General features: G+C 71.1%; 19 protein-coding genes. 6 read left to right on the top strand and 13 right to left on the bottom strand.

The window, feature by feature from the left end:
* Positions 1-123: 123 nt before the first annotated feature.
* The 3 genes from H288_RS0112370 to H288_RS0112360 form a co-directional block, all read right to left on the bottom strand.
* Positions 124-1,212: a branched-chain amino acid aminotransferase gene (locus H288_RS0112370; RefSeq protein ID WP_020092892.1), complete on the bottom strand. Its 1,089-nt coding sequence runs from the start codon at positions 1,210-1,212 to the stop codon at positions 124-126.
* A 127-nt stretch (positions 1,213-1,339) separates the two neighbouring features.
* Positions 1,340-3,100 carry an ABC transporter ATP-binding protein gene (locus tag H288_RS0112365; RefSeq protein WP_020092891.1) on the bottom strand — a complete coding sequence of 587 codons (1,761 nt, stop codon included), beginning with the start codon at positions 3,098-3,100 and terminating at the stop codon, positions 1,340-1,342.
* Between the two features lie 92 nt (positions 3,101-3,192).
* The gene (locus H288_RS0112360; protein ID WP_026604886.1) at positions 3,193-3,738 is read right to left on the bottom strand and encodes a Spy/CpxP family protein refolding chaperone; all 546 of its coding nucleotides are present in this window, start codon (positions 3,736-3,738) and stop codon (positions 3,193-3,195) included.
* 188 nt (positions 3,739-3,926) lie between these two features.
* On the opposite strand from H288_RS0112360, the gene H288_RS0112355 reads away from it, so the two are divergent.
* From H288_RS0112355 to H288_RS0112340, 4 genes are all read left to right on the top strand, one after another.
* Positions 3,927-4,838: a zinc ABC transporter substrate-binding protein gene (locus H288_RS0112355; RefSeq protein WP_245274497.1), complete on the top strand. Its 912-nt coding sequence runs from the start codon at positions 3,927-3,929 to the stop codon at positions 4,836-4,838.
* Between the two features lie 173 nt (positions 4,839-5,011).
* Positions 5,012-6,760: a heparinase II/III family protein gene (locus H288_RS0112350; protein ID WP_020092888.1), complete on the top strand. Its 1,749-nt coding sequence runs from the start codon at positions 5,012-5,014 to the stop codon at positions 6,758-6,760.
* Positions 6,761-6,844: 84 nt separating this feature from the next.
* The gene (gene purH / locus H288_RS0112345; RefSeq protein WP_020092887.1) at positions 6,845-8,443 is read left to right on the top strand and encodes a bifunctional phosphoribosylaminoimidazolecarboxamide formyltransferase/IMP cyclohydrolase; all 1,599 of its coding nucleotides are present in this window, start codon (positions 6,845-6,847) and stop codon (positions 8,441-8,443) included.
* 397 nt (positions 8,444-8,840) lie between these two features.
* On the top strand, positions 8,841-9,080 hold the full coding sequence (locus H288_RS0112340; RefSeq protein WP_020092886.1) for a hypothetical protein: 240 nt from the start codon (positions 8,841-8,843) through the stop codon (positions 9,078-9,080).
* A gap of 600 nt (positions 9,081-9,680) precedes the next feature.
* On the opposite strand, the gene H288_RS0112335 is transcribed toward H288_RS0112340, so the two are convergent.
* The 5 genes from H288_RS0112335 to H288_RS0112315 all read right to left on the bottom strand — a co-directional run bounded on the left by H288_RS0112335 (position 9,681) and on the right by H288_RS0112315 (position 18,603).
* Positions 9,681-11,315 carry an MFS transporter gene (locus H288_RS0112335; protein WP_020092885.1) on the bottom strand — a complete coding sequence of 545 codons (1,635 nt, stop codon included), beginning with the start codon at positions 11,313-11,315 and terminating at the stop codon, positions 9,681-9,683.
* Positions 11,316-11,609: 294 nt separating this feature from the next.
* A complete protein-coding gene (locus H288_RS0112330; protein WP_020092884.1) occupies positions 11,610-13,292 on the bottom strand; it encodes a cation acetate symporter in 1,683 nt (560 codons plus the stop codon).
* On the bottom strand, positions 13,289-13,660 hold the full coding sequence (locus tag H288_RS0112325) for a DUF485 domain-containing protein (RefSeq protein ID WP_020092883.1): 372 nt from the start codon (positions 13,658-13,660) through the stop codon (positions 13,289-13,291). Before H288_RS0112325 ends, H288_RS0112330 begins: the two co-directional genes overlap by 4 nt.
* Positions 13,661-13,795: 135 nt before the next feature.
* Positions 13,796-15,742, bottom strand: coding sequence for an acetate--CoA ligase (gene acs / locus H288_RS0112320; RefSeq protein ID WP_020092882.1), 1,947 nt, complete (start codon positions 15,740-15,742; stop codon positions 13,796-13,798).
* A 266-nt stretch (positions 15,743-16,008) separates the two neighbouring features.
* Positions 16,009-18,603 carry a PAS domain-containing protein gene (locus H288_RS0112315; protein ID WP_106735912.1) on the bottom strand — a complete coding sequence of 865 codons (2,595 nt, stop codon included), beginning with the start codon at positions 18,601-18,603 and terminating at the stop codon, positions 16,009-16,011.
* A gap of 259 nt (positions 18,604-18,862) precedes the next feature.
* Here H288_RS0112315 and H288_RS0112310 point away from each other — a divergent pair, with 259 nt between their 5' ends.
* Complete coding sequence (locus H288_RS0112310; RefSeq protein ID WP_012322487.1) at positions 18,863-19,351, top strand: phasin; 489 nt, start codon at positions 18,863-18,865, stop codon at positions 19,349-19,351.
* 129 nt (positions 19,352-19,480) lie between these two features.
* A complete protein-coding gene (locus tag H288_RS0112305; RefSeq protein WP_020092880.1) occupies positions 19,481-19,816 on the top strand; it encodes a hypothetical protein in 336 nt (111 codons plus the stop codon).
* Positions 19,817-19,929: 113 nt separating this feature from the next.
* Here H288_RS0112305 and H288_RS0112300 read toward each other — a convergent pair whose 3' ends face one another.
* The 5 genes from H288_RS0112300 to H288_RS0112280 all read right to left on the bottom strand — a co-directional run bounded on the left by H288_RS0112300 (position 19,930) and on the right by H288_RS0112280 (position 24,504).
* The gene (locus H288_RS0112300; RefSeq protein ID WP_020092879.1) at positions 19,930-20,577 is read right to left on the bottom strand and encodes a L,D-transpeptidase; all 648 of its coding nucleotides are present in this window, start codon (positions 20,575-20,577) and stop codon (positions 19,930-19,932) included.
* Between the two features lie 147 nt (positions 20,578-20,724).
* Positions 20,725-21,543: a transglutaminase family protein gene (locus H288_RS0112295; RefSeq protein ID WP_020092878.1), complete on the bottom strand. Its 819-nt coding sequence runs from the start codon at positions 21,541-21,543 to the stop codon at positions 20,725-20,727.
* Positions 21,544-21,618: 75 nt separating this feature from the next.
* On the bottom strand, positions 21,619-22,548 hold the full coding sequence (locus H288_RS0112290) for a transglutaminase family protein (RefSeq protein ID WP_020092877.1): 930 nt from the start codon (positions 22,546-22,548) through the stop codon (positions 21,619-21,621).
* Positions 22,549-22,620: 72 nt separating this feature from the next.
* The gene (locus tag H288_RS0112285) at positions 22,621-23,217 is read right to left on the bottom strand and encodes a NepR family anti-sigma factor (RefSeq protein ID WP_020092876.1); all 597 of its coding nucleotides are present in this window, start codon (positions 23,215-23,217) and stop codon (positions 22,621-22,623) included.
* A 120-nt stretch (positions 23,218-23,337) separates the two neighbouring features.
* On the bottom strand, positions 23,338-24,504 hold the full coding sequence (locus H288_RS0112280) for a transglycosylase SLT domain-containing protein (protein WP_020092875.1): 1,167 nt from the start codon (positions 24,502-24,504) through the stop codon (positions 23,338-23,340).
* Positions 24,505-24,540 lie beyond the last annotated feature (36 nt).

Here is a 24,540-nt window from a genome sequence, read left to right as displayed (position 1 = left end):
AAGTCCGCAACGCGCGCCGCGACCTCGGGACGAGGGCGAGGACCGGGCAGACGCCTGCCCGGTCCTCGCGGCGAACCCAGCAGTCCCGACCCCGACCACACGGCCGCGGGCGGACGCCGATTCTCAGAAGATCTTCTGGAACCAGCCGTGGGCGTCATTGGAATTGCCCCGCTGGATGTCCACCAGCAGGCTCCGCAGCCGCTGGGCCACGGGGCCGGCCTTGCCGTTCCCGATGGTGAAGCTCTCCTCCCGGCCCTTGACGGTGCCGATCGGCGTGATCACCGCGGCGGTACCGCAGGCGAAGGCCTCGGTGAGGCGGCCCTCCCGCACGTCGGCGCGCCACGCGTCGATCGTGTAGGGCTCCTCCTTCACGGTCAGGCCCGCCTCCCGCGCCAGCGTGATCACCGAGTCGCGGGTGATGCCGGGCAGGATGCTGTCCGAGAGCGGGGGCGTCACCAGCGTGCCGTCCTCGAAGACGAAGAACACGTTCATGCCGCCGAGCTCCTCGACGTAGCGGCGCTCGGCCGCGTCGAGGAACACCACCTGCTCGCAGCCCTGCGACGCCGCCTCCGACTGCGCCGCGAGGCTCGCCGCGTAGTTGCCGCCGCACTTGGCCGCGCCCGTGCCGCCCGGGGCCGCGCGGGTGAAGTGCTCCGAGACCCACACCGTCACGGTGCCGGTCGGATCCTTGAAGTAGGAGCCGACCGCCGAGGCGATCGTCACGAACAGGTATTCCGAGGCCGGCTTGACCCCGAGGAAGGCCTCGCTGGCGATCATGAACGGGCGCAGGTAGAGGCTGCCGTCCGGCGTGTCGGGGATCCAGGCGCGGTCGATCTCGACGAGCCTGCGCATCGCCTCGACGAAGGCGTCCTCCGGGAAGGGCGCCATCGCCATCCGCTCGGCGGAGCGGCGGAAGCGCAGGGCGTTGGCCTCCGGCCGGAACAGGGCCGCGCCGCCGTCCGCGGTGCGGTAGGCCTTCAGGCCCTCGAAGATCTCCTGCGCGTAGTGCAGCACCGCGGCGGCAGGATCGAGGGGGATGGCCTCGCGCGCCTGGATCCGCGCGTCGTGCCAGCCGCGGCCGGCGGTGTAGCGCGCCACCACCATGTGGTCTGTGAACACCTTGCCGAAGCCAGGATTCGCCATCAGCGCGGCCCGCTCCTCGGCGGTCCGCGGGGCCGGATGACTTTGGATCTCGAACGTCAGGTCGCTCACGGTGTGGTCCTCATCGACTGAGGCCCTTATGGCGCGCTCCGGCGCGCGAATCTACGGAGCCGGCGCATGACGGCGTCGCCGCACATGCGAGTCGCTCGCCGAGTCACTCGGCGCGTCACTCGGCGCGTCACTCGGCGGTCGCGGGCTCCGACAGCTGCAGACGGTGCAGGCGCGCGTAGGCGCCGCCGGCGGCGAGCAGGTCGTCGTGGCGCCCGGTCTCGATCACCCGGCCCGCCTCCATCACGGCGATCTGATCGGCGTCGCGCACGGTCGAGAGCCGGTGGGCGATCACCAGGGTGGTGCGGCCGCGCATCAGCCGGGTCAGCGCCTCCTGGACGAGCCGCTCCGATTCGGAATCGAGGGCCGAGGTCGCCTCGTCGAGGAGCAGGATCGGCGCGTCCTTGAGGAAGGCGCGGGCCAGCGCCATCCGCTGCCGCTCGCCGCCCGAGAGCCGGCCGCCGCCCGGGCCGACCCGGAACCCGTAGCCTTCCGGGAGGGCCGAGACGAAGGTGTGGGCCGCGGCGGCCTCGGCCGCCGCCTCGATCTCCGCGGGCGTGGCCCCGGGTCGGCCGAAGCCGATATTGGCGGCGATCGTGTCGTCGAACAGCACGACCTCCTGCGAGACGACCGCCACCGCGGCGCGCAGGGAAGCCAGCGTCACGTCCCGGACATCCTGGCCGTCGATGGTCACGGCGCCGCCGGTGACGTCGTAGAGGCGCGGAACGAGGTTGAGCAGCGAGGACTTGCCCGAGCCCGAGCGCCCGACGAGCGCCGTCACCGATCCGGCCGGGACCGCGAGGTCGATGCCCTCCAGCGCCGGCGCGTCCGGCCGGTAGCGGAACCGGACGTCGGCGAAGCGGATCGCGCCGCCGGTCACCGCCAGCGGCCGGGCCTCCGGCGCCTCGCGGATCGTGGCACTCTCGTCCATGACGTCGAAGTAGCGCCGCAGCGCGGCCGCCGCCTCCTGCAGGATGGCGTTGAGGTTGCCCAGCGCCCGGGCCGGCTGGGCGGCGAGGAGCAGGGCTGCCACGTAGCCGGTGAAGTCGCCGACCGTCTTCTCGCCGGCCAGGACACGCTGGCCGACCAGCACCAGGACGCCCGCCACCGCGATGCCGCCGCCGATCTCGAGCAGCGGGTCGAGGCGGCCGCGGGCATTGGCGGCTTTCATCTTGAGGCGCCGCACCTCGTCGAGGGCCTCCGCGGCGCGGCCCTTGAGGTAGGCCTCCATCGCGTAGGCCTTGGCGACCCGGGCCCCCTGCAGGCTCTCGGAGATCAGGCTGGCGGTGGCGCCCATCTGCTCCTGGGTCGAGGTCGAGACCCGCCGGAGCTTCCGGCCGATCCGCCCGATCGGTCCCGCCACGAACGGGACCGTGACGCCGGCCACGAGGGTCAGCACCGGATCCATCCAGATCAGCGCTGCCACGAGCCCGATCAGCATCGCGATGTCGCGGAGCAGGACCGTCGAGATGCGGGTCAGCGCCTCCTTGATGAAGGCGAAGTCGGTGGTGAAGCGCTGGGTGAGCGCCGCCGGGCTCTCGCGGCCGAGCTGGGCGAGGTCCGAATCGATGAGATGCCCGTAGAGCGCCGCCTGCATGTCGGCCTCGACCCGGGTCACCACCCGGTTGGTCAGCACCGTCTGGCCGTAGAGGGCGAAGCCGCGCGTGGCCGTGACGACGATCACCACCAGCGGTCCGTACGCGATGGCGGCGGCGTCCTTACGGTCGAAGGCGTCGAAGGCGGCCTTGATCAGCGCCGGGTAGAGCCCGGTCGAGGCGCCGACCAGGGCGATCAGCACCAGCACCACCGCCAAGGTGGCCCGGTGCGGGTACAGCCACGTGCGCCAGAGCCGGGCGAGGAGGGGAGCCGTGTCGCCGGGAAGGCGCGCCATGAGACCTACCGGGTCGGATCAGTGCCGCCCCGGGGCAGGATGCGCGGCGGCTGCGGTTTGCCGCCGCCGCCGCCGCGGATCAAGGCTTTTGCTCAGCGGCCGTCGCCGCGCGACCCGTGATCGTCGCCGCGATCGTCACCGCGGTCCCGGTGCCAGCCGCCCCGCATGCCGTGGCCGCCCATCGGGCCCATCGGCCGGGCGAGGATCATGGCGCGCCGCTTCTGGTCCTGGTCGAGGCTGGCGTAGAGCGGCTGGGACGCGTCGGCGAGCTTGCGCAGGGCGTCGCCCCGCGCACTCGCCGCGTCCGCCATCGCCCGCAGCGCCGCCGGCGCGTCGTCGCTGAACTTCGGCCGGTCGCGCATCGCCTCGCGGCGCTGCTGGCGCAGCTTGGCCATGTCGCGGATCGCCGTCTCCACCGGCGGCCACAGCTTCTCCTGGTCGGCGTTGAGCTTCAAGCCGGCATGCAGGGCGGCGATGCGGGCATCCGTGAAGGCCGCGCGGTCCTCGGGGGTCAGCGCGCTCCAGCGGCCGTGCCCGCGGAAGCCCTCGGGTCCGTGATCGCGCGCGACCGCCGCGCCGGCGAGCCCGAGGCCGAGCGCCCCGGTCACCAGGATGGCCGCCGTCAAAGGTCGGGACATGGAAATCTCCGTCTCACGCTCGGGACGTCGCCGCGGCCCGCGGCGGCGCCCAACGCCGCGCATAGGGCACCTTCCGTGTATCCCGCTTGTGTATGTAACAATGTTACATTAGTGGCAGGCGCGACGGGGTTGCGGCAGGTGGAGCGGTGCGGCGCGTGGCGAGAACATTCCGGATCGCGGCGCTCGCGATCCTGTCCCTGTGGTTCGGGTCGGCGGGGCCGGTCTCGGCCGCACCGCAGGACCGGCCGGTGCGGGCGGTGGCGACCTTCTCGATCCTGGGCGACCTCGTCCGGCAGGTCGGCGGATCGCACGTGACGGTGGCGACGCTGGTCGGTCCGGACTCCGACGCGCACGGCCTGAGCCCGTCCCCGGCCGACGCGCGCAAGCTCGCCGAAGCCGACATCGTGTTCGTCAACGGCCTCGGGCTGGAGGGCTGGTTCGACCGGCTGATCCGGGCCTCCGGCACGCGCGCCCCCGTGGTGGTGGCCTCCGCGGGCGTGAAGCCGATCCCCGCGCAGGACGAGCACGCCCACGAGGACGGCGACCACGGACACGGACACGGCGACCACGCCGTGGACCCGCATGCCTGGCAGGACGTCGCCAACGTGCGGACCTACGTGGCGAACATCCGGGACGGCCTCGCCAAGGTCGATCCGGCCCATGCCGACGCCTACCGGGCGGCGGCGGCCGCCTACCTCGCCGAGCTCGACGCGCTGGAGCGGGACGTCCGGGCGGCGATCGCCCGCATCCCCCCGGAGCGGCGGCGGATCATCACGACCCACGACGCCTTCGGCTACTTCGCGGCGGCCTACGGCCTGCGCTTCATCGCGCCGCAGGGCGTGTCGACGGACAGCGAGGCGAGCCCGCGGGACGTGGCCGCGATCATCCGCCAGATCCGGAAGGAGCGCGTGCCGGCGGTGTTCCTCGAGAACATCAGCGACCCGCGCCAGATGCAGCAGATCGCCCGCGAGAGCGGCGCCCGCGTCGGCGGCAAGGTCTATTCCGACGCGCTCTCGGCGCCGGACGGCCCGGCCGCGACGTATCTCGACCTGATGCGGTCGAACCTGAAGGCGTTCGACGCCGCGCTGATGCCGGGCTAACCCGCCGGGAGGGCGCGCCGCCGCGATCCTTCGCCTTCACGGCGTCGGACATGACATAGCGTAAACCGCCGGTTAAGAGGCCCCCACTAGCCTTACGAAACGGGTGCCAGCCGATCCTCGTGCGCGAGGGCTCAAGGCCTTGGGGCCTTCAGAACGCGTAGCTCGGAGATCGCGTGGCTTGGGGGCCTGACCGCTGGCGCTTCTATCGGCTCGTCGCGCGCGAGACCGCGCGCGCGGTCCGCGCCGCCGGCGCCAGCGTCACAGCCCCGCCCGACATCCTCGCCCGGATGCGGGTCGCCGGCTTGGTGATCGCGCCGCAGGACCTGCGCACCTCCGACGCGACCTTCGCGGACGACATCTACGCCGGGTTGTTCGTCTTCGCCGGCCGGTCGCTCGCGGCGAGCGGCGGCTCGCCCTTCGACTACGCGGCACCGTCGCCGGAATGGGCCGACGAGCTCTACGGCTTCGGCTGGCTGCGCCACCTGCGCGCCGCCGACACCGCGCTGGCCCGCGCCAATGCCCGCGCCTTCGTGGCCGATTTCATCGCCGGCCGCGGCGACGCGGCGCTCGCCCGCCAGACGCCGGTGGCGGCGCGCCGGCTGATCTCGTTCCTGTGCCAGTCGCCCCTCGTTCTGGAGGGTGCCGACCACGGCTTCTACCAGAACTTCCTCAAGGCGATCGGCCGCAACGCCCAGCAGCTCGAGCGCGACCTCCGGCGCGGTGTGCCGCCGCAATGGCGCCTGAACGCCGCGGTGGCGCTCTGCTACGCCGGCCTGTGCTGCGACGGCATCCAGCCGATCCTGCGCCGGGCGACCCGCATCCTGACGCGGGAGCTCGACCGGCAGATCCTGACCGACGGCGGCCACCGCTCCCGCGACCCGCGCTACGCCATGGAGCTGCTCCTCGACCTCCTGCCGCTGCGGCAGAGCTACCTGAGCCGCAGCGTCGAGCCGCCGCTGGCGCTCCTGCGCGCGGTCGACCGGATGCTGCCGCTGCTGCGACTGCTCCGCCACCCGGATGCCTCGCTGAGCCACTTCAACGGCATGGGCGCCACGGACGCGGACCATCTCGCGACCCTGCTGGTCTACGACGGCGCGCTCGCCCGCCCGCTGATGCACGCGCCGAACTCGGGCTACGAGCGCCTGGAGGGCGGCCGGGTGGTGATCGTCGCCGATGTCGGTGCCAGCCCGCCGCTGCCCTACGCGGTGAATGCCGGTGCGGGCTGCCTCGCCTTCGAGATGTCGAGCGGGCCGCAGCGCATCGTGGTCAATTGCGGCCTGCCGGCCAGCGGCGCGGATCTGCGCCTCCTTGCCCGCTCGACGCCGGCCCATTCGACGGCCTCGGTGGCCCACGCCTCATCCTGCCGGTTCCTCACCCGCACCGGGTGGTGGGGCGAGCGGCTGCTGGCGGACTGGCTGATCGGTCGGCGCGGGCCCGTGGTGCTGAGCGGTCCATCTGCGGTGGCGGCCGAGCGGGCCGAGGAGGCCGACAGCGTCGTCCTCGCTGCCCGGCACAACGGCTACGCCCCCGAATTCGGCATCGTGCACGAGCGCCGCTGGCAGCTCTTCCACGCGACGGCGCGCCTGGAGGGCCGCGACGCCTTCCTGCGCCAGGGCAAGGGGCTCAGCCGCGGGCGGCGGCTGCGCCCGCAGGACGTGGCGATCCGTTTTCACCTGCATCCCGGCATCGCGGTGCGCAGCGTCCCGGAGGGGCTGGAACTCGCCTCGGCGCTCGGGGAGGTCTGGGTGTTCAGCGCCGAGAACGCCGAGATCGCCATCGAGGAGAGCGTCTACTTCTCGGGCCTGACCGGACCGCGCCGGACCGACCAGATCGTCCTTCATCTGCGGGTATCCGACGATGTGGAAGTCCGGTGGAACTTCGAGCGTCGGGCCTCCGCGCCCCTGCGCGGCGTGGCGCCCTGACGGGTCTCCGGACAGGGCCGGCTGGCCGGGCTCACCGTTTCCATGCTACCGCGCCGGAAAATCTCGAACTTTCGGCACGAAGCTATGGCGCACGATCAGGTGCGGGTCTCCCGCGCGCTCCTCTCGGTCTCGGACAAGACCGGCCTCGTCGACTTCGCCCGGGCGCTCCACGCCCGCGGCATCGCGCTGGTCTCGACCGGGGGCACCCACCGGACCCTGCAGGAGGCCGGCCTGCCGGTCACCGAGGTCGCCGACCTGACGGGGTTCCCGGAGATGATGGACGGCCGGGTCAAGACGCTGCACCCGGCGGTCCACGGCGGCCTGCTCGCCATCCGCGACAACCCGGAGCACCAGGCCGCGCTCGCCGCCCACGGCATCGGCGCCATCGATCTCCTCGTGGTCAACCTCTACCCGTTCGAGGCGACCATCGCGGCCGACCGGTCCGACGCCGACTGCATCGAGAACATCGATATCGGCGGCCCGGCCATGATCCGCGCGGCGGCCAAGAACCACGCGGACGTCGCCGTCGTCACCGACGTGTCGGACTATGCCGGCGTCCTCGCCGCCCTCGAGGCGCAGGACGGCGCACTCGGCGCGGATCTGCGCCGGAGCTTGGCGCAGAAGGCCTTCGCCCGCACCGCCTCCTACGATGCCGCCATCGCCAACTGGATGGCGGGCCGCTTCGGCGCCGAGGCGCCGGCCCGCTTCCGGGCCTTCGGCGGTTCCCTGGGCCAGGAACTGCGCTACGGCGAGAACCCCCACCAGTCGGCCGCCTTCTACCGCGCCCCCGGTAAGGTCCGGGCGGGCGTGGCCACCGCCCGCCAGCTCCAGGGCAAGGAGCTGTCCTACAACAACTTCAACGACACGGACGCTGCCTACGAGTGCGTGGCCGAGTTCGACCCGGCCCGGACCGCCGCCGTGGCCATCATCAAGCACGCCAACCCCTGCGGCGTCGCCGAGGGGGCGAGCCTGCTCGAGGCCTACGAGCGGGCCCTGAGCTGCGACCCGACCTCCGCGTTCGGCGGCATCGTCGCCCTGAACCGGACCCTCGACGCCGAGGCGGCCCGCCGGATCGTCGAGATCTTCACGGAGGTGATCATCGCCCCCGACGCAACGCCCGAGGCGGCGGCCATCGTGGCCGGCAAGAAGAACTTGCGCCTGCTGCTGGCCGGCGGCGTGCCCGACCCGCGGGCCGGCGGGGAGACCGTGCGGACCCTCGCGGGCGGGCTGCTGGTCCAGAGCCGGGACGCGGCGGTCGTCGACGACATGCCGCTCACGGTCGTGACCAAGCGCGCGCCGACCGAGGCCGAGCTGGCCGATCTCCGGTTCGCCTACCGGGTGGCCAAGCACGTGAAGTCGAACGCCATCGTGTACGCGAAGGCCGGCGCCACGGTCGGCATCGGCGCGGGCCAGATGTCCCGGGTCGATTCCTCGCGCATCGCTGCCTGGAAGGCCGCCGAGGGGGCGAAGCGTCTCGGGCTGGCCGAGAGCCTCGCTGTCGGCTCGGTGGTGGCGTCGGACGCGTTCTTCCCGTTCGCGGACGGCCTCATGGCGGCCGCCGAGGCGGGCGCCACCGCGGTGATCCAGCCCGGCGGCTCGATGCGCGACGCGGACGTGGTCGCGGCGGCCGACGAGGCCGGTCTCGCCATGGTCCTGACGGGACACCGCCACTTCCGGCACTGAGCCGGCGGGCCGTCGCCCGCCCTCCGGGACGGCGCGCCACCTCGGGGGCGGCCGCACCGGTCCGGACGCCCCGGAACGCCCGCGGTCGCGCCGCCGCGCCGCGTTAACGATACGCCGCGATCGGAGCGGCCGGGTCGATTGTTTGCCGAGCGGGCGCTTCCGCCCAGCATTGCCGTGAACAGACGCGGTGCTCGACCAAGCTCGGTAATGAATGGTCGGCGTCCGGGAAAACTATCTTTGGTGAAACATTACGGGTGTAATATTCCAAATTTGTCGAATAGGCGCGGTGTCTGCGCCGCGGGTTGAAATTTTCTCGGCCGCACGCCATCATCGCGGAGAAATGCGCCGGAAGCTCGCGTGGAGAACTTCCTGGAACAGCTCCGGGTCGAGTGACGAGATGGTGGTCGCAGCGCTGTTGTTTCTCGTGGGATGGCTTCTCGGCCGATCCTACTCGGTGATCATCCTCGCCCTGACCTCGTCGGTGATCCTGTTCACCGCCACGACGATCTTCGTGTCGGTCTACGGGATCGACCTGCTGCGCGTCCTGATCGTGTTGGGATATCTAACCGCGCATCAGGCAGGGTATCTCCTCGGCGCCTATCTCACCGGGTACCCCGAGAGCGATCGGGGGCGGTGAGGCGCATCACCACCACCAGACCAGCCGTCCGGCGTACCCGTTGATCAGGATCCAGAGCCCAGCAGCGACGAGGGACCAGGTAATCACAAGGAGAAGCGGTGGCTTCGTGCCGGGCTGACTGCGCAGAAGTGTCAGGACGGTGTTCACGTTCGATATCCCAGGGGCCCGGTGCGGAGGGAAAGCCGATACGGGCTCGTACCGCATCGGGTTCCACCGGGCCGATTGTCGGCAGGTTAAATCTTGTCCAGGCTCGGGTGACGGGCGCGCCTTCGATGAGCTCAGGGTCGCCGGTCAAATTACTTGCAGTTGCAATAAGTCGCCTCTCGCAACATCAAAAGTTTGAACCAGGACAATTGACGCTCCGGATCCGGTCGGTGGAGGCCTGTTTCCGCCGGGCCTCGATACTTGACACATCCGTATAGGATCAGACGAAACGCAATCCGTGAGGAACCGCACGGGTCGCTATTTCGCCGCCGCGTTGCAGGCTCGACACAAGGGGGACGGCCGCGTCGTGCCGTACGAACGAGAACGCCCAGGCAGCGTGAGCTGCCTGGGCGTCTGTGACACGCGCCGGACCTCGGTCCGACCGGCTCGCGCCGATCAGGTGTCGGCGAAGATGTCGCGATCCTTGGTCTCCGGCACGAAGAACACGCCGATGATCACTGTCGCAACCGCGATGACGATCGGGTACCAGAGGCCGAAATAGATGTCGCCGGTCTGGGCCACCATGGCGAAGGCGGTCGCCGGCAGGAGGCCGCCGAACCAGCCGTTGCCGATATGGTAGGGCAGCGACATCGAGGTGTAGCGGATCCGGGTCGGAAACAGCTCCACCAGCATGGCGGCGATCGGGCCGTAGACCATCGTGACGAAGAGCACGAGGATGAACAGCAGGCCGATCACCTGCGCGACCTGCGGCCGGAAGATGTCGAACGGGTTCGACATCTTGACGATCTCGGGGTCGCCGGCCTTCGGGTAGCCCGCGGCCTGCAGCGCGGCGGTCGTGGCCTTGTTGGCCTCGACGTTGCCGCCCTGCGGGTACGGGATCTCGGTGTCGTTGACCCGGATCGTGGTGGGCTGGCCGGCCGCGCCGGGGGCGGTCGAGTAGCGGACCGACGACTTCGACAGGAAGTCGCGGGCGAGGTCGCAGGGCTGGGTGAACACCCGGGTCCCGACCGGGTTGAACAAGGTTCCGCAGGCGGCCGGATCGGCCGTCACCGTCACCTTCACGTTCTCGATCGCCGCTTCGAGCTTCGGGTTGGCCGTCGAGGTGATCCCCTTGAAGATCGGGAAGAACGTCGCCGCCGCGATCGCGCAGCCCGCCAGGATGATGACCTTGCGGCCGATCTTGTCGGACAGCCAGCCGAAGACCACGAAGAAGCCGGTGCCGAAGAGCAGCGACCACGCGATCAGCAGGTTGGCCGTGTAGCCGTCGACCTTCAGGATCGATTGCAGGAAGAACAGCGCGTAGAACTGGCCCGTGTACCAGACCACGCCCTGGCCGGCGACGAGCCCGAACAGGGCGATGATCGCGAACTTCGCGTTCCGCCACTGGCCGAACGCCTCGGTGAGCGGCGCCTTGGAGGTCTTGCCCTCCTCCTTCATCTTCTGGAAGGCCGGCGATTCGGAGAGCTGGAGGCGGATCCAGACCGAGATGCCGAGCAGCAGCACCGAGACCAGGAACGGGATGCGCCAGCCCCACTCGGCGAAGGCGGCCTCGCCGGTGATGGTCCGGGTCGCCAGGATCACCATCAGCGACAGGAACAGGCCCAGGGTCGCGGTCGTCTGGATCCAGCTGGTGTAGAAGCCGCGCCGGCCGTTGGGGGCGTGCTCGGCCACGTAGGTCGCCGCGCCGCCGTACTCGCCGCCGAGCGCGAGGCCCTGGGCGAGGCGCAGGACGATCAGGATGATCGGCGCCGCGATGCCGATGGTCGCCGCGTTGGGCAGGATGCCGACGATGAAGGTCGACAGACCCATGATCAGGATCGTGACGAGGAAGGTGTACTTGCGGCCGACGAGGTCGCCGACGCGGCCGAACACGAGGGCGCCGAACGGGCGGACGATGAAGCCGGCCGCGAAGGCCAGCAGGGCGAAGATGTCGCGCGTGGCCGGCGGGTAGGCCGAGAAGAATTGCGCGCCGATGATCGCCGCCAGCGAGCCGTAGAGATAGAAATCGTACCACTCGAACACGGTGCCGAGCGAGGACGCGAAGATCACCCGCTTCTCGGCCGACGTCATCGGCCTCGCGGCGTCCCCTGTCCGCGCACTCGCGGTTGCCACAGCCATGAAACAGGTCCTCCCAGACGCATTTGGGCGGCCCGCGACACGGATCGCCCGCTCACCGGCCCGATTCCCGGGCGGTTCTGCGCACGGCGCAGATCACCTATGCGTTATCGCACCGATTGGAGCGGTCAACCGGTAAAGCGATCGTGAAGACTCCCATCAACATGGGCGCGTACGCAGTTGTCACCGGAACGACGAAGGGCGCGGCTCGCGCCGCGCCCTCCGCCTGTTCGACGCTTCGGAAGGCCGTCAGTGCGCGTGCGCGCCGGCCGCCCCGATGCCGGTCTCGGAGCGCACGTACTGCGCCTCGAAGGCGGCCCGCTCGCGCTGGGCCCGGCGGGACTTGTCCACGAGGGAGACGACCCAGATCGTCGCGAAGGCCAGCGGCATCGAGAACAGCGCCGGGTTGTCGTAGGGGAAGAGCGGGGCGGGATTGCCCAGCGTGGTCACCCACACGGCCTTCGACAGCACCACCATGATGACCGCCGCGAGCAGGCCGACGAGGCCGCCGGCAAGCGCGCCCCAGGTGGTGGTGCCGCGCCACAGGATCGACATGGCCAGCACCGGGAAGTTGCAGCTCGCCGCCACCGCGAAGGCGAGGCCGACCATGAAGGCGACGTTCTGGTTCTCGAACACGTAGCCGAGGTAGATCGCCACGATCCCGATCACCACGGCCGAGATCTTCGACAGGTTGACCTCGTGCTTCTCGGTGGTGCGCCCGCGGGCGATCACCTGGGCGTAGAGGTCGTGGCTGATCGCCGAGGCCCCGGCGAGCGTGAGCCCGGCGACGACCGCGAGGATCGTCGCGAAGGCCACCGCGGAGATGAAGCCGAGGAAGTACGGCCCGCCCACCGCGTTGGCGAGGTTCACCGCCACCATGTTGGTGCCGCCGATCATGTCCTTCAGCTTGTCGAACGCGCCGGCCGGACCGAGCTTGAAGTAGACCGGGTCCGACATCAGCAGCGCGATGCCGCCGAAGCCGATGATGAAGGTCAGGATATAGAAGTAGCCGATCAGGCCGGTGGCGTAGAACACCGACTTGCGGGCGGCCTGGGCGTCCGAGACCGTGAAGAACCGCATGAGGATGTGCGGCAGCCCGGCGGTGCCGAACATCAGGCCGACGCCGAGCGAGATCGCCTCGACCGGGTTCGACACCAGACCGCCCGGCGCCATGATCGCGTCGCCCTTCGGGTGGACCTGAACGGCGTTGGCGAACAGCGATTCCGGGTTGAAGCCGTACTTGTACAGAACCGCGCCGGCCATGAAGGTCGCGCCGCCGAGCAGCAGGCAGGCCTTGATCACCTGCACCCAGGTGGTCGCCTTCATGCCGCCGAAGGCGACGTAGACGATCATCAGGACGCCGACGATGATCACCGCGTAGAGGTAGGGCAGGCCGAACAGGAGCTGAATCAGCTTCCCCGCGCCGACCATCTGGGCGATCAGGTAGAAGGCCACCACCACCAGGGTGCCCACCGCCGAGATGATGCGGATCGCGGTCTGGTCGAGGCGGAAGCTCGCCACGTCGGCGAAGGTGAACTTGCCGAGGTTGCGCAGGCGCTCCGCGATCAGAAACAGCACGATCGGCCAGCCGACCAGGAAGCCCGTCGAGTAGATCAGCCCGTCGAAGCCCGAGGTGTAGACGAGGCCGGAGATGCCGAGGAACGAGGCCGCCGACATGTAGTCGCCGGCGATCGCCAGCGAGTTGGTGCCGGCCGAGATGCCGCCGCCCGCCGCGTAGAAGTCGGCGGCCGACTTGGTGCCCTTGGCCGCCCGGTAGGTGATGCCGAGCGTCAGCAGCACGAAGAACAGGAACATCAGGATGGCCGGCCAGTTCGTGGCCGATTGCGCGACGGCACCGAGATCCGGGCCGGCCGCGTAGGCGGCGCTCGCGACGATCGTGGCGAGCGTCAGGCCGAGGAGGAGGCGGTTCATCGGGCCACGCTCCGCTTCAGGGCTTCGCTCAGCGCGTCGAAGCGCGTGTTGGCCCGGGCGACGTAGACCCCCGTGAGCGCGAAGGCGAACAGGATCACGAACACGCCCGCGAACAGGCCGAGGGAGGCGGTGCCGCCGACCTTCACGGCGAGGAGCGACTTGTCGAAGGCGATCAGGCCGATGAAGCCGAAATAGACGACCAGCATCAGGATCGTCAGGATCCAGGCGAAGCGGGTGCGCTCGTGAACGAGCTGCTGGAACTCGGGTGTCCGGGCGATCCGCTCGACCTGCGGATCGGCGGCGGTCTCGCGTGGGCGTGGTCCCGGGGGCGCCGCGCGCCCTCGGGTGTTCAGTGTCGTGCCGCTCATGGGTGTTCCTCCCGCGAGGGCCTGCTCTGGCCCCCCGGTTCTTCGCGTTGAGACTCGTGGTTCTTGTTGGGAGCGGGCGCCGCCCCGGCACCCGCCCCGGTCCGAACCCGCGCCGCCGGGGCGGCGCGGGTGCGATCAGCCCCGGTTCTGCCGGTTCTCGATCAGGTCGTCGACGACGGCCGGCTCGGCGAGCGTCGAGGTGTCGCCGAGCGAGCTGAAATCGTCCTCGGCGATCTTGCGCAGGATCCTGCGCATGATCTTGCCCGAGCGGGTCTTGGGCAGGCCGGGCGCGAACTGGATCAGGTCCGGCGAGGCGATCGGCCCGATATCCTTGCGGACCCAGGTCACGAGTTCCTTGCGCAGGGCGTCGTCGCCCTCCTCGCCGTCGTTCAGGGTCACGTAGGCGTAGATGCCCTGGCCCTTCACGTTGTGCGGGTAGCCCACCACCGCGGCCTCGGCCACCTTCGGGTGGGCGACCAGGGACGACTCGACCTCGGCGGTGCCCATCCGGTGACCCGAGACGTTGATGACGTCGTCGACCCGGCCGGTGATCCAGTAGTAGCCGTCCGCATCGCGGCGGGCGCCGTCGCCGGTGAAGTACTTGCCCGGGTAGGTCGAGAAGTAGGTCTGCTCGAAGCGCTCATGGTCGCCGTAGACCGTGCGCATCTGGCCCGGCCAGGAATCGGCGATGCAGAGATTGCCCTCGCAGGCGCCCTCCAGGACCTTGCCCTCGGCGTCGACCATCTCGGGCTTCACGCCGAAGAACGGCCGGGTCGCCGAGCCCGGCTTCAGGGCGGTGGCACCCGGCAGCGGGGTGATCAGGATGCCGCCGGTCTCGGTCTGCCACCACGTGTCGACGATCGAGCAGCGCTGGTCGCCGACGACGTTGTAGTACCACTCCCAGGCTTCCGGGTTGATCGGCTCGCCCACGGAGCCCAGCACGCGGAGCGATTGCCGCGAGGTCTTCTTCACCGGCCCCTCGCCGCCGCCCATCAGCGAGCGGATCGCGGTCGGCGCCGTGTAGAAGATGTTGACCTTGTGCTTGTCGACCACTTCCCAGAACCGGGAGGTCGACGGGTAGGTCGGGATGCCCTCGAACATCAGCGTCGTGGCGCCGTTCGCGAGCGGCCCGTACACGATGTAGCTGTGGCCCGTGACCCAGCCGACATCGGCGGTGCACCAGTACACGTCGCCTTCGCGGTAATCGAAGACGTACTCGTGCGTCATCGACGCGTAGACGAGGTAACCGCCGGTGGTGTGCACCACGCCCTTCGGCTGCCCGGTCGAGCCGGAGGTGTAGAGGATGAAGAGCGGGTGCTCGGCCTCCACCGCCACGGCGGGGCACTCGTCCGTCACCTGCTCGGCGGCCTCGTCGTAGTAGACGTCCCGGCCCGCCTCCATGGCGACGCTGCCGCCGGTGCGGCGCACGACGATCACGTGGTCGACGAGGTCGGTCCCGAGACGCTTGATCGCCTCGTCGACATTGGCCTTCAGCGGCACCTTGCGGCCTCCGCGCAGGCCCTCGTCGGCGGTGATCACCACCTTGGAGCCGCAGCCCTGGATGCGCGAGGCGAGGGAATCCGGCGAGAAGCCGCCGAACACGATGGCGTGGATCGCCCCGAGCCGCGCGCAGGCGAGCATCGCGTAGGCGGCCTCCGGGACCATCGGCATGTAGAGCGTGACGCGGTCGCCCTTGCCGACGCCGCGGTTGCGCAGGACGTTGGCCATCCGGCAGACCTGCGCGTGCAGCTCGCGGTAGGTGATGTGCTTGGATTCGTCGGGGTTGTCGCCTTCCCAGATGATCGCGGTCTGGTCGCCGCGGGTCTCGAGATGGCGATCGATACAGTTATGGGCGACGTTGGTCTTGCCGTCCTCGAACCACTTGATCGAGACCTTGCCGGGCTCGAAGCTGGTGTTCTTCACCGTCGAGAACGGCTTCATCCAGTCGATGCGCTTGCCGTGCTCGGCCCAGAACGCGTTGGGATCGGCGACCGAAGCCGCGTACATCTCCCGGTACTTGGCATCGTCCACGTGCGCACCCTCGCGCCACGCGGATTGAACCTCGATCACCTTGCCTACCATGGCGTCCCATCCCTGTTTTGGCGCCCGATCGTATCGCGGTCTCCGCCGCGCAGCCAGGACTTCCAAAGTAACGTAGCCGCCAATCTACGAGGACGATATCATCGCAGTTTGGCGCGCTCCTGCGCAGCTCAATTCCCGTGAATAGATTGGGCGCAATGTAAGGGCTGATTGGGGCTTCGATGCTGCGCTGTCAAGCGCGCGCGCCCGAGCCCGCTGTCACCGGCGGCCCTCTGTTTCCGCCCCGCGGGGGTGGGGGGCGCTCACCCCTAGCCGTTGGCCGCCCGCCGCGCGGGCATGATGATCTCCACGAGCGTGCCGTCTTCCGGTCGGGCGGAGAGCTGCAGGCGCCCGCCATTGGCCTCCACGAGCGCCCGCGGCAGCGCCAGCCCGTCCTCGACATCGCCCTGCGGCGCTGCCGCCCGCGGCGCGTGGCCGGCGCCGGTCTCGCGCACCCGCACGGCGATCCCCGCCCGCTCGGCGGACCCGGTGGACACGATGATCTGGCTGCCGGCCGTGGAGCGTCGGATCGCGTTCTCGATCACCAAGCTGGCCGCGCGGCTGACCGAGCGCTCGTCGGCCTCCAGGTCGCCGATATCGGTCGAGAAGCTCGTCCGCATCACGATGCGCCCCCGCGCCGCCTCCGCCTGGAGCTGGGCGACACAGCTCGCCACGACGTCGTTGAGGTCGAGGGCGCGCGGCTCCAGGTGGAGCGCGCCGGCCTCGACGGCGGCGAGGTCCAGGAGTTTCCCGACGCGCTCCAGCATCGCCTCGCCCGAGGCCTTGATCTCGGCGAGGCAGCCCCGGTAGCGCGCGTCGCCGAGGGGGCCGAACGGTTCCTTCAGCATCGCGCCGGCCAGGTCGACGATCCCGGACACGGGCTCGCGGACGGCGCAGCCGAGCCGGTCGAGGGCATCGGCGCGGCCCGGCGCGGGCTCCGGGCCGCCCTCCGCGCTCCGCGCGAGGGCCTCGTCCTCGGCTCGGGCGATCTGGGCCACGCGCCGGCTCGCCGTCGCCGCTACGGTCAACGACATCGGAGCGCCGTCGATGCGCACGATCCGCCGCCCCGGGGCGGTGCCCCTCAGGGCATCGGCGACCGTCAGGACGCTCTCCCGGTCGAAGAGCGTGACGAAGCTGCTGCCGACGATCTCGCGCGGATCGCAGCCGAACAGGCCGGCCGCCGCGCGGTTCAGCGCGACGATGCGCCCGGCCCCGTCGACCGTGACGACGCCCGTCTCCAGCGCGTCCAAAGTCGCCTCGGCGCTGGCCGTCCGCTCGGTCTCAGCGGCGCGGGCGAGGCGCTCGGCCGTGAGGGCGTCGGCGACGTCGGCGTCCTCGACCGGGCGCACGACCAGGCACGTCGCGGTCGCGCCCGACCAGGGGAGGGCGCCGGCCCGGATTTCGACGGGACGGGCGCCGCCGTCGGCCGTCGCGACGGTCGTCCGGCGCGCGGATGGGTCGACCGTCTCCGCCGGGGGGAGGCCGGGCAGCAATCCCGGAAGACCGAGGCGCGCGAGGCTCGGCAGGTCGGGGTGGCCGGTCAGATCGAGGAAGGCGCGGTTCGTCGCGACGATCGCTCCGTCGCGATGGACCAGCACCGGCACCGGCAATCCGCCGAGGAGATCGGATTCCGGGGACGGCGGCGCGTCGGCGACCGGCTCGGCCTCCGCCGTCCCGGTCTCGACATCGGGATCCGCGGCGGTCGCGCTGGTCTCCGCCGGACCGGCCTGCGGCGCCGGGAACGGCATCACCGCCCCTCCCGCGGTCCGGGGCGACCCCGATCCGGCCTCGTCACCGGCGTAGCGGGCGCCCAGCGCGCGGGCGATCTCGCGGAACGCGGCGTGCTCGTCGTTCGACAGTGGCGCGGCGACGGGATCCGCGTCGACCGCGACAGGAATCGCGACAGGGATCGCGGCGTCGCCGGTCCCGGCCGGGACGGCAGCGGGCTTGATAACCGCGGACCTTGCCGGCTCCGGCGTCGCGGAGGGCACGGGCTCGGGAACGCGCTCGGGAACGCGCTCGGGCATGGACCCCGGGATCGGCTCCGGCGTCGCGACTGGTCTCGGGCTGCCGGGCGGGGCGCTGCGGATCAGGCCGAAGCCGCCGAAGCCCGAGAAGGCCGCGTCGCCCCGCCCGAGCGGGGCTCCGGACAGGTCGACCCGGAACGCCCCGGTGCCGGCATCGAGGACCGCCGGTTCCCCGCGGAAGGTGCGCCGGTCGCGCAGGGCCGCCAGCACGGCGTCGGCGCCGGAGAGGCGCCCGCTCTCGGCCAGATCCCGCCAGCGCTGCCCGACCAGCCCGGCGAGCGCCTCCGGGCCTGTGAGGGTCGTCAGGACACCCGCGGCATCGAGGCGCCAGAGGAAGCGGTCGTCGCGCCGGAGCGGCGTCGCCGGAGGCGATTGCGGCTCCTGGGGAAGCGCCCGCGCTGCCACCGGATGCCCGGCGGGCGCGTCGACCGGTGGATCGAGCGGGCGGATCGGACGCGCGCGGCCAGCCGCCACTGGCGCGGTCGGCACGACGAGGATCGCGGGCCGGCCGTCGTCCTGCGCGCCGCGCGCCAGCCAGCACAGGACCGGCGGCGCGATCCGGCGGACATCGAGGCGCAGGCGCGCGAGGCGGGGCGCGGCGTCGCCCGCCACCGCGGTCGCGATCTGCCGGGTCAGGTCGGCGAGGGCCGGGCCGTCCAGAACCGTGGCGAGACCCGCCGCCGCTTCGGACGCGGACAGGATCCGGGCCTCCGACGGATCGATCACGAGATGCACGGCGTCGCGCGCGCCCAGCGCGGCCGCCAGCGCGGGCAGGCGCTCCCAGGTCGCGAAGGCAGTCCCCAGCCCGGGCGGGGCTGCAGCGGCCGTCGGTGTCACTGTCGTCTCCAAAGCCCGCGACCTCGAACCCTAACGCGATCCTGACGCTCAACGGTCCCGCTTTGCCCGAGAAACGCGCGCGACCGTAGCCCTATTGTAAACTCCCCCGCGCCGCGGCGCTGGACTCTCGGCGCAACCGTCACACGTTTACGTTATGTCAACCTTAACGCCGTGAGCGCGGGTGGCATATGGCGGCGAATCAGTTATTGTGCACCGCACAAAGCGCCATCCACAGGCCAATGAAGAGAGGAGACGACGTATGAGCAACCCCCCGAACTACGAAGTTCCGGCCGAGATGCGCGACTTCGCCGAGAAGAGCGTCGAGCAGGCCCGGAAGGCGTTCGACAGCTTCATCGGCGCGGCTCGCCGCACCGCCGACACCGTGCAGGGCTCGGCCGAGCTGGCGCGCTCCAACGCGCTGGACGCGTCCTCGCGCGGCTTCGAGTATGCCGAGCAGAACGTGAACGCGGCCTTCGACCTCGCCCAGAAGCTCGTCCGCTCCAGGGACATGCAGGAGGCGATGCAGCACCAGGCCGAGTTCGTCCGCAGCCAGTTCGCCGCCATCCAGGCCCAGGCGAAGGAGTTCAGCGGCCTCGCGCAGAGCGCGATGCAGCAGGGCGCCGAGCGCGCCAAGTCGGCGATGCAGCAGGGTGCCGACGAGGCCCGCAAGGCCATGGAGCAGGGCCAGGACGCCGCGAAGCAGACGGCCCAGAACGCCCAGGACGCCGCCGAGCGCGCGTCGCACTGACGCTCGCACCGACGAACGGGGCCGCGGCCCGCTCCCGATCCGGGGGCGGGCCGTCTCGTTTTCGCCGGTATTGCCGCCGAGAGCCGCCGGGCGGACGCGTTGGGTCCGCGCCGAGTGAAGGGTTCAGGGATGCGCCTCACTGTTTCCGGCCGATCCGGCCTGCGTGGACCTCTCCGTCTGGCGGTCGCCGCCCTGGCGCTCGCCGCCGTCGCTCCGAGTAGCGCGGCCTTCGCCCAGTACTACGACGATCCGGGCTACGACGGCGGTTACCGGCCGGTCCCGCGCCGGGCGCAGCGCGCCCCGGTCGGCTACAATTGCGACGCCGTCCAGCAGGGAATCACCGGCCCGAAGCCGTATTCCTGCCCGCTGCCGGGGCCGCGGCCCCTCGGCGTGCGCTGCTTCTGCGACATGCCGATCGCGTCGTTCAGCCCGCCGCAGACGGCCGTCGGCCGCGTCGTTCCCTGAGGCGCAGCCCCGCGCAGGCGACCGCACACGCGACGGGCCGCGCCCCCGGGTGGGATGACGCGGCCCGTGCGGCACAGGCGGGCTAGGGGCGCGGGTGATCCCGCGCCGCGCGCTCAGTTCAGGACGACGACCTTGGCGCCGACCTTCACGCGCTCGTACAGGTCGGTGACGTCGTCGTTGGTCATCCGGATGCAGCCCGACGAGACCGCCTGACCGATCGTGTCCGGCTCGTTGGAGCCGTGGATACGGTACTCGGTGCTGCCGATATACATGGCCCGGGCGCCGAGGGGGTTCTCGATGCCGCCCGCCATGTAACGCGGCAGGTCGGGACGACGGGCGATCATGGCCTTCGGGGGCGTCCACGACGGCCACTCGCGCTTGGCGGTGATCTTGTTGGTGCCGCTCCAGCTGAAGCCCGGACGGCCGACGCCGACGCCGTAGCGGATCGCCTCACCGTTGCCGAGCACGTAGTACAGGCGCCGCTCGGCGGTGGAGACCACGATCGTGCCGGGCGCGTAGGGCGCGTTGAACGCGACGATCTCGCGGGGGATCGGCTGGACCTGCGCCTGCGGCGCGGCTTGCACGCCCTGGCCGTAGCCCGGGGCGTAAGAGCCCTGGTAACCGTACTGTCCCTGATCGGAGTAGTACTCGTCGGCACTATCCGTGCCGAAGGGATCGTACGACGAAGCGGCGAGGACGGGCGTGGCGGCAAGAACAGACACGCCGAGGAGCGCGGCGAGTGCGGTGACCGTGGTCTTCATGAGTGGCCTACCTGTGCAATAACCTTTGCCATTACAAGCGTGAGCATAGGCTGGCAGTTCCATACTTCCGCCCGGAATTTGCTGCCCGGCGGAATACGCAGGCCGGCTTGGCCGTGCGGTGCGCGATATCACGAACGCGTGCGCGGCTCAGGGGGCCTCGTCCGTGTGGACGTCGAAGCGCGCGAGGTGGGCGTAGCCGAAGTTGGTCGAGATGGCGCAGTCGGTGGCGTCGCGGCCGCGGGCCATGACGATGCGGCCGATGCGGGGCCGGTTGTGGCGGGCGTCGAACGTGTACCAGCGCGGCCCCTCTGGGCCCGCGAGGAAGACCTCGAACCACGCGGAGAAGTCCATCGGCGCCGGATCCTTTGGCACGCCGATATCGCCGAGGTATCCGGTGGCGTAGCGCGCCGGGATGTTCATGCACCGGCACAGGGTGATCGCCAGGTGCGCGAAGTCCCGGCACACGCCCTCGCGCTGCATGAAGGCGTCGTGCGCGCTCCGGGTCGCGTCGGCGCGCTGATAGTCGAAGCGGATCCGCTCGTGCGTGTAGTCGACGATCGCCTGGACGCGGGCCCAGCCCTCCGGCGTGCCGCCGAACAGGGACCACGCGGTCTGCGAGAGCTTGTCGGTGTCGCAGTAGCGCGAGCCCAGGAGGAAGATCAGGACGTCGTCGGGCAGGTCCTGGACCGGGATCTGCCGGGCGTCCGGCACGACCGGATCGGGCTCGCCCGAATCCTCGACCGTGAAGTCGGCCGCGATGGTCAGCTGACCGGGCGGCGCGACGATGCGGTGGCAGATGTTGTCGAAGCCGTCCCGGTACGTCCGCGCCTCGAGCGGCGGATCGAACCCGATCGCGTGCGGGGTCAGCACGTCGTTGATCCGCGAGGGATGGACGCTCAGCATCAGGATCATCGGTGTCGGCTGCGACAGCGTGAAAGCGATATCGAAACCGGTCCTGATCTTCATCGGGGCCACCTTGCTCTGTCGCCGTCCGCGCGGAGTCGCCACGCACGCTCGTTCCGGGTCCGGGTGCGCGCGAACTCAACGCGCCAGGGACGTCTCCGGCCCCTGCACGGTTCGGGCCGCCGGCCCGTCGGCGGGCAGCTCCACCACGTCGACGTCGACGCGCATGCCGAGATCGTCGCTGGCGAGGCCGAAGAATGAGCCGTGCAGCGGCACGGCCTGGGCCGGATCGCGGGTCACCGCCACGCGGATCAGGTCGCGGTTGCCCACGATGCCGTTGGTCGGGTCGAACTCGACCCAGCCGGCGCCCGGCAGGTAGACCTGCAGCCAGGCGTGGGTGGAGCCGCCGCCGACGTGGCGCGCCCGGTCGTTGCGCGGGTTGTAGAGGTATCCGGAGACGAAGCGGGCGGCCATGCCGAGCGCCCGGACGCCCTCCATCATCAGCACCGCGAAGTCCCGGCACGAGCCGAGCTTCGTGCGCAGGGTCGTGAGCGGGTCCTGCACGCCCTTCTCGGAGCGGGCGAGGTAGGTGAAGTTCGCCCGCACGCTGCGCGTCATCGCGGCCAGCAGCTCCTGCGTCGGGATACGGCCCTGCGGCGGCAGGAAGCTCCGCGCCCAGGCATCGACCTCGTGCCGCGGGTCCGGCCATTGCCGCTCGATGGAGCGGGCGAGGTCCGGCATGTCCTCCGCCCCGTAGCCGAACGGGTAGTGGGTCGCGTGCGGCGCCAGGGGGAAGACCGGCGCGTGCTCCGGGGTGTGGTCGAGGGTGATGCCGCAGTCGAAGGTCAGGGTCTCGGCGCGGGTGTCGAAGGTGGCGACCGCCACGCAGTTGCCGAACACGTCGAACAGCCAGCGCAGGGAGGCCGGCTCCGGGGCGATGTCGAGGGTCGCCGCGATCAGCCGCTGATCGTAGCTGTCGCGCGGCCGGAACATGATCCGGTGCTCGCCGAAGGCGACCGGACGCCGGTACCGGTAGACCGTGCGGTGGCGGACGGAGAGGATCGGCAAGTCGCAGGCTCCGGGCTCGCGCCGACGCGGTCACCGGCGATGCAAGGGCCGGGCCCGGCCGCGCGGAACGCCTCAGACCACCGGCGGGGCCGGGTCGGCGGCGGCGCGCTCGGCCTCGACCAGCACGTCGAGGGGGCGCCACGGCTTGGCGATGAAGACGGCCTCGGCCGGCAACTCGGGGCGGGGAATGCCGTGGCCCGAGGTGATCACCAGGCGGGCCCGAGGCCACAGGGTCGCTACCGCGCGGGCGAGCTGGAGGCCGTCCATCTCGCCGGCCAGCCGGACGTCGGCGAAGACGAGGGCGACGTCGCCCCCGCGCGCCTGGAGGACCGACAGGGCGGCCTCGGCGCTGTCGCACCCGACCACGTCGAGTTCGGTTTCCTCCAAGAGGGTCTCGGCGAGCGCGCGGATCTCGGGATCGTCCTCCACGACGAGCGCGAGACGCGGCGGACCGGCCTCGGCCGCCACGACGCTCGGCGCGCCCAGGGCGGCCTCGTCGCCCTCGTTCTGCCGCACGCGGCGGACCAGGGCCGCGAGGTGTTCGGGCACACCCTCGGTGACCAGATCATCGTAGAACGACGCCAGTTTCTGACCGATCTGATCGAGCGGAATACCCGGTGACAGCGTATCGGTGAGCGGCAGGGGTGCGCTCGTCTGGTGCTTTTTCAAGGACTCCCCCCGAAGTCGACTTCCGCGCCGCCCGAGGATGCGGCGCTCGAAGGAGGAAAGTCGGCAATCCGCCGCTGGTTGCGCCGGGCGTTCGGAATCCCGCCCGGCGTCACAGAGCCGTTACTGCGTGGCGAGCCCGGCGTCGGCGTCGGCATACGCCATGATTCCAGAGACTTGGCGGACGTTCTGGTAGCGCGTCCCGCGGGTGCTCATCATCGCCTCGAACTTCTCGTGCACCTGTGCGACCGACAGGCTCAGGGGCTTGCGGTGGCGGCCGCGCCCGACGAAGCGCCCGGCGGCGAAGAAGATCGAGCGGTTGGCCCGGGCCGGCCCCGGGAGCAGGGCCGCCGCGGCGGCGGCCGGCTTGTTCACGACGTTGGCGAGGAACTCCTCGGCGTCGTCCGGTCCGAGGAAGTGGGCGAGGTAGACCTCGCCGAGGGTCAGCTCGCGGCCGATGCGCAGGGCGATGCGGGCCGCGTCGCGCTTCAGCATCTCGCCGGCCATCAGCGCCGAGAGGTACGGGTCGCGGCGCAGTTCCAGCACCCGGGCGCGCTCCGCCGGATCGGTGATCACCGGCCGGTCGTTGGCGTCGGAGGTGATCAGCGCCGCGTCCTTCTCCAGCCCGTACTTGGCGCCGAAGTCGCGAACCACGCCGAGCCAGGTCCGCTCGATGAACTGGTAGAGGCCCGTCGCCGAGGACGTCTTGGCCTGGACCGCCGTGACGAAGCTCGATTCCTTGTCGGCTACCGCCATCAGCAGCACCGGATCGGTCTGGACCGCCTGGGCCGCCCGGACGATCGTCTGCACGAGGTGGCGCCGGATCTTCATCGGGCCGAACTCGAGGATGTCGTTCGGATCGCCGACGGCGCTCTCGGAGAGCAGGAAGTCGTACGACACGCGGTCGACCGTGTTGGAGCCGAGTTCGGTGTCGAGGTCGTGCACCGGGGCGAAGCTCGCGGCGGCGCGCAGCGGCGTCTGCTCCAGCGGGGTGGTGAGGGCGACGGTGTGGATGCGCGGGCGCGGCATCGGGAGCTCGGTGGCGGCCTCCGCGACCGACACGGCCGGCGACAGGCCGACCTTGGCGAGGTCCACGCCCGACCCGATCAGCGCGGCGCTGAGGCCGCCGGCGATCATCGAGACGGTGAGCAGGGAGCGGAACAGCGCGGGGCGGCTGCCATGGGCACGGCCCAGCATGGGCTGTGCGGCGATCACGTCGGCGCGGCCCGAGCCGAAATGGCCCTGCTTGCCGGTGATGGTCCTCGGCGATCCGACCGTGCGGCCCTGCATCGTTATCCCGACTCTCCACACGCCGCTGTGGCGCTA

Source organism: Methylobacterium sp. 285MFTsu5.1 (genome assembly GCF_000383455.1).
Classification (GTDB): domain Bacteria; phylum Pseudomonadota; class Alphaproteobacteria; order Rhizobiales; family Beijerinckiaceae; genus Methylobacterium.
Note: the sequence above shows the minus strand (reverse complement) of the source record. Positions and strands in the feature narration are given on the sequence as shown.

Excerpts from the sequence above, each read along its gene's own strand:
- H288_RS0112365 (WP_020092891.1), bottom strand. The coding sequence starts at position 3,100 with ATGGCGCGCCTTCCCGGCGACACGGCTCCCCTCCTCGCCCGGCTCTGG.
- H288_RS0112360 (WP_026604886.1), bottom strand. The coding sequence starts at position 3,738 with ATGTCCCGACCTTTGACGGCGGCCATCCTGGTGACCGGGGCGCTCGGC.
- purH (WP_020092887.1), top strand. The coding sequence starts at position 6,845 with ATGGCGCACGATCAGGTGCGGGTCTCCCGCGCGCTCCTCTCGGTCTCG.
- H288_RS0112340 (WP_020092886.1), top strand. The coding sequence starts at position 8,841 with ATGGTGGTCGCAGCGCTGTTGTTTCTCGTGGGATGGCTTCTCGGCCGA.
- H288_RS0112335 (WP_020092885.1), bottom strand. The coding sequence starts at position 11,315 with ATGACGTCGGCCGAGAAGCGGGTGATCTTCGCGTCCTCGCTCGGCACC.
- H288_RS0112330 (WP_020092884.1), bottom strand. The coding sequence starts at position 13,292 with ATGAACCGCCTCCTCCTCGGCCTGACGCTCGCCACGATCGTCGCGAGC.
- H288_RS0112325 (WP_020092883.1), bottom strand. The coding sequence starts at position 13,660 with ATGAGCGGCACGACACTGAACACCCGAGGGCGCGCGGCGCCCCCGGGA.
- acs (WP_020092882.1), bottom strand. The coding sequence starts at position 15,742 with ATGGTAGGCAAGGTGATCGAGGTTCAATCCGCGTGGCGCGAGGGTGCG.
- H288_RS0112310 (WP_012322487.1), top strand. The coding sequence starts at position 18,863 with ATGAGCAACCCCCCGAACTACGAAGTTCCGGCCGAGATGCGCGACTTC.
- H288_RS0112305 (WP_020092880.1), top strand. The coding sequence starts at position 19,481 with ATGCGCCTCACTGTTTCCGGCCGATCCGGCCTGCGTGGACCTCTCCGT.
- H288_RS0112300 (WP_020092879.1), bottom strand. The coding sequence starts at position 20,577 with ATGAAGACCACGGTCACCGCACTCGCCGCGCTCCTCGGCGTGTCTGTT.
- H288_RS0112295 (WP_020092878.1), bottom strand. The coding sequence starts at position 21,543 with ATGAAGATCAGGACCGGTTTCGATATCGCTTTCACGCTGTCGCAGCCG.
- H288_RS0112280 (WP_020092875.1), bottom strand. The coding sequence starts at position 24,504 with ATGCAGGGCCGCACGGTCGGATCGCCGAGGACCATCACCGGCAAGCAG.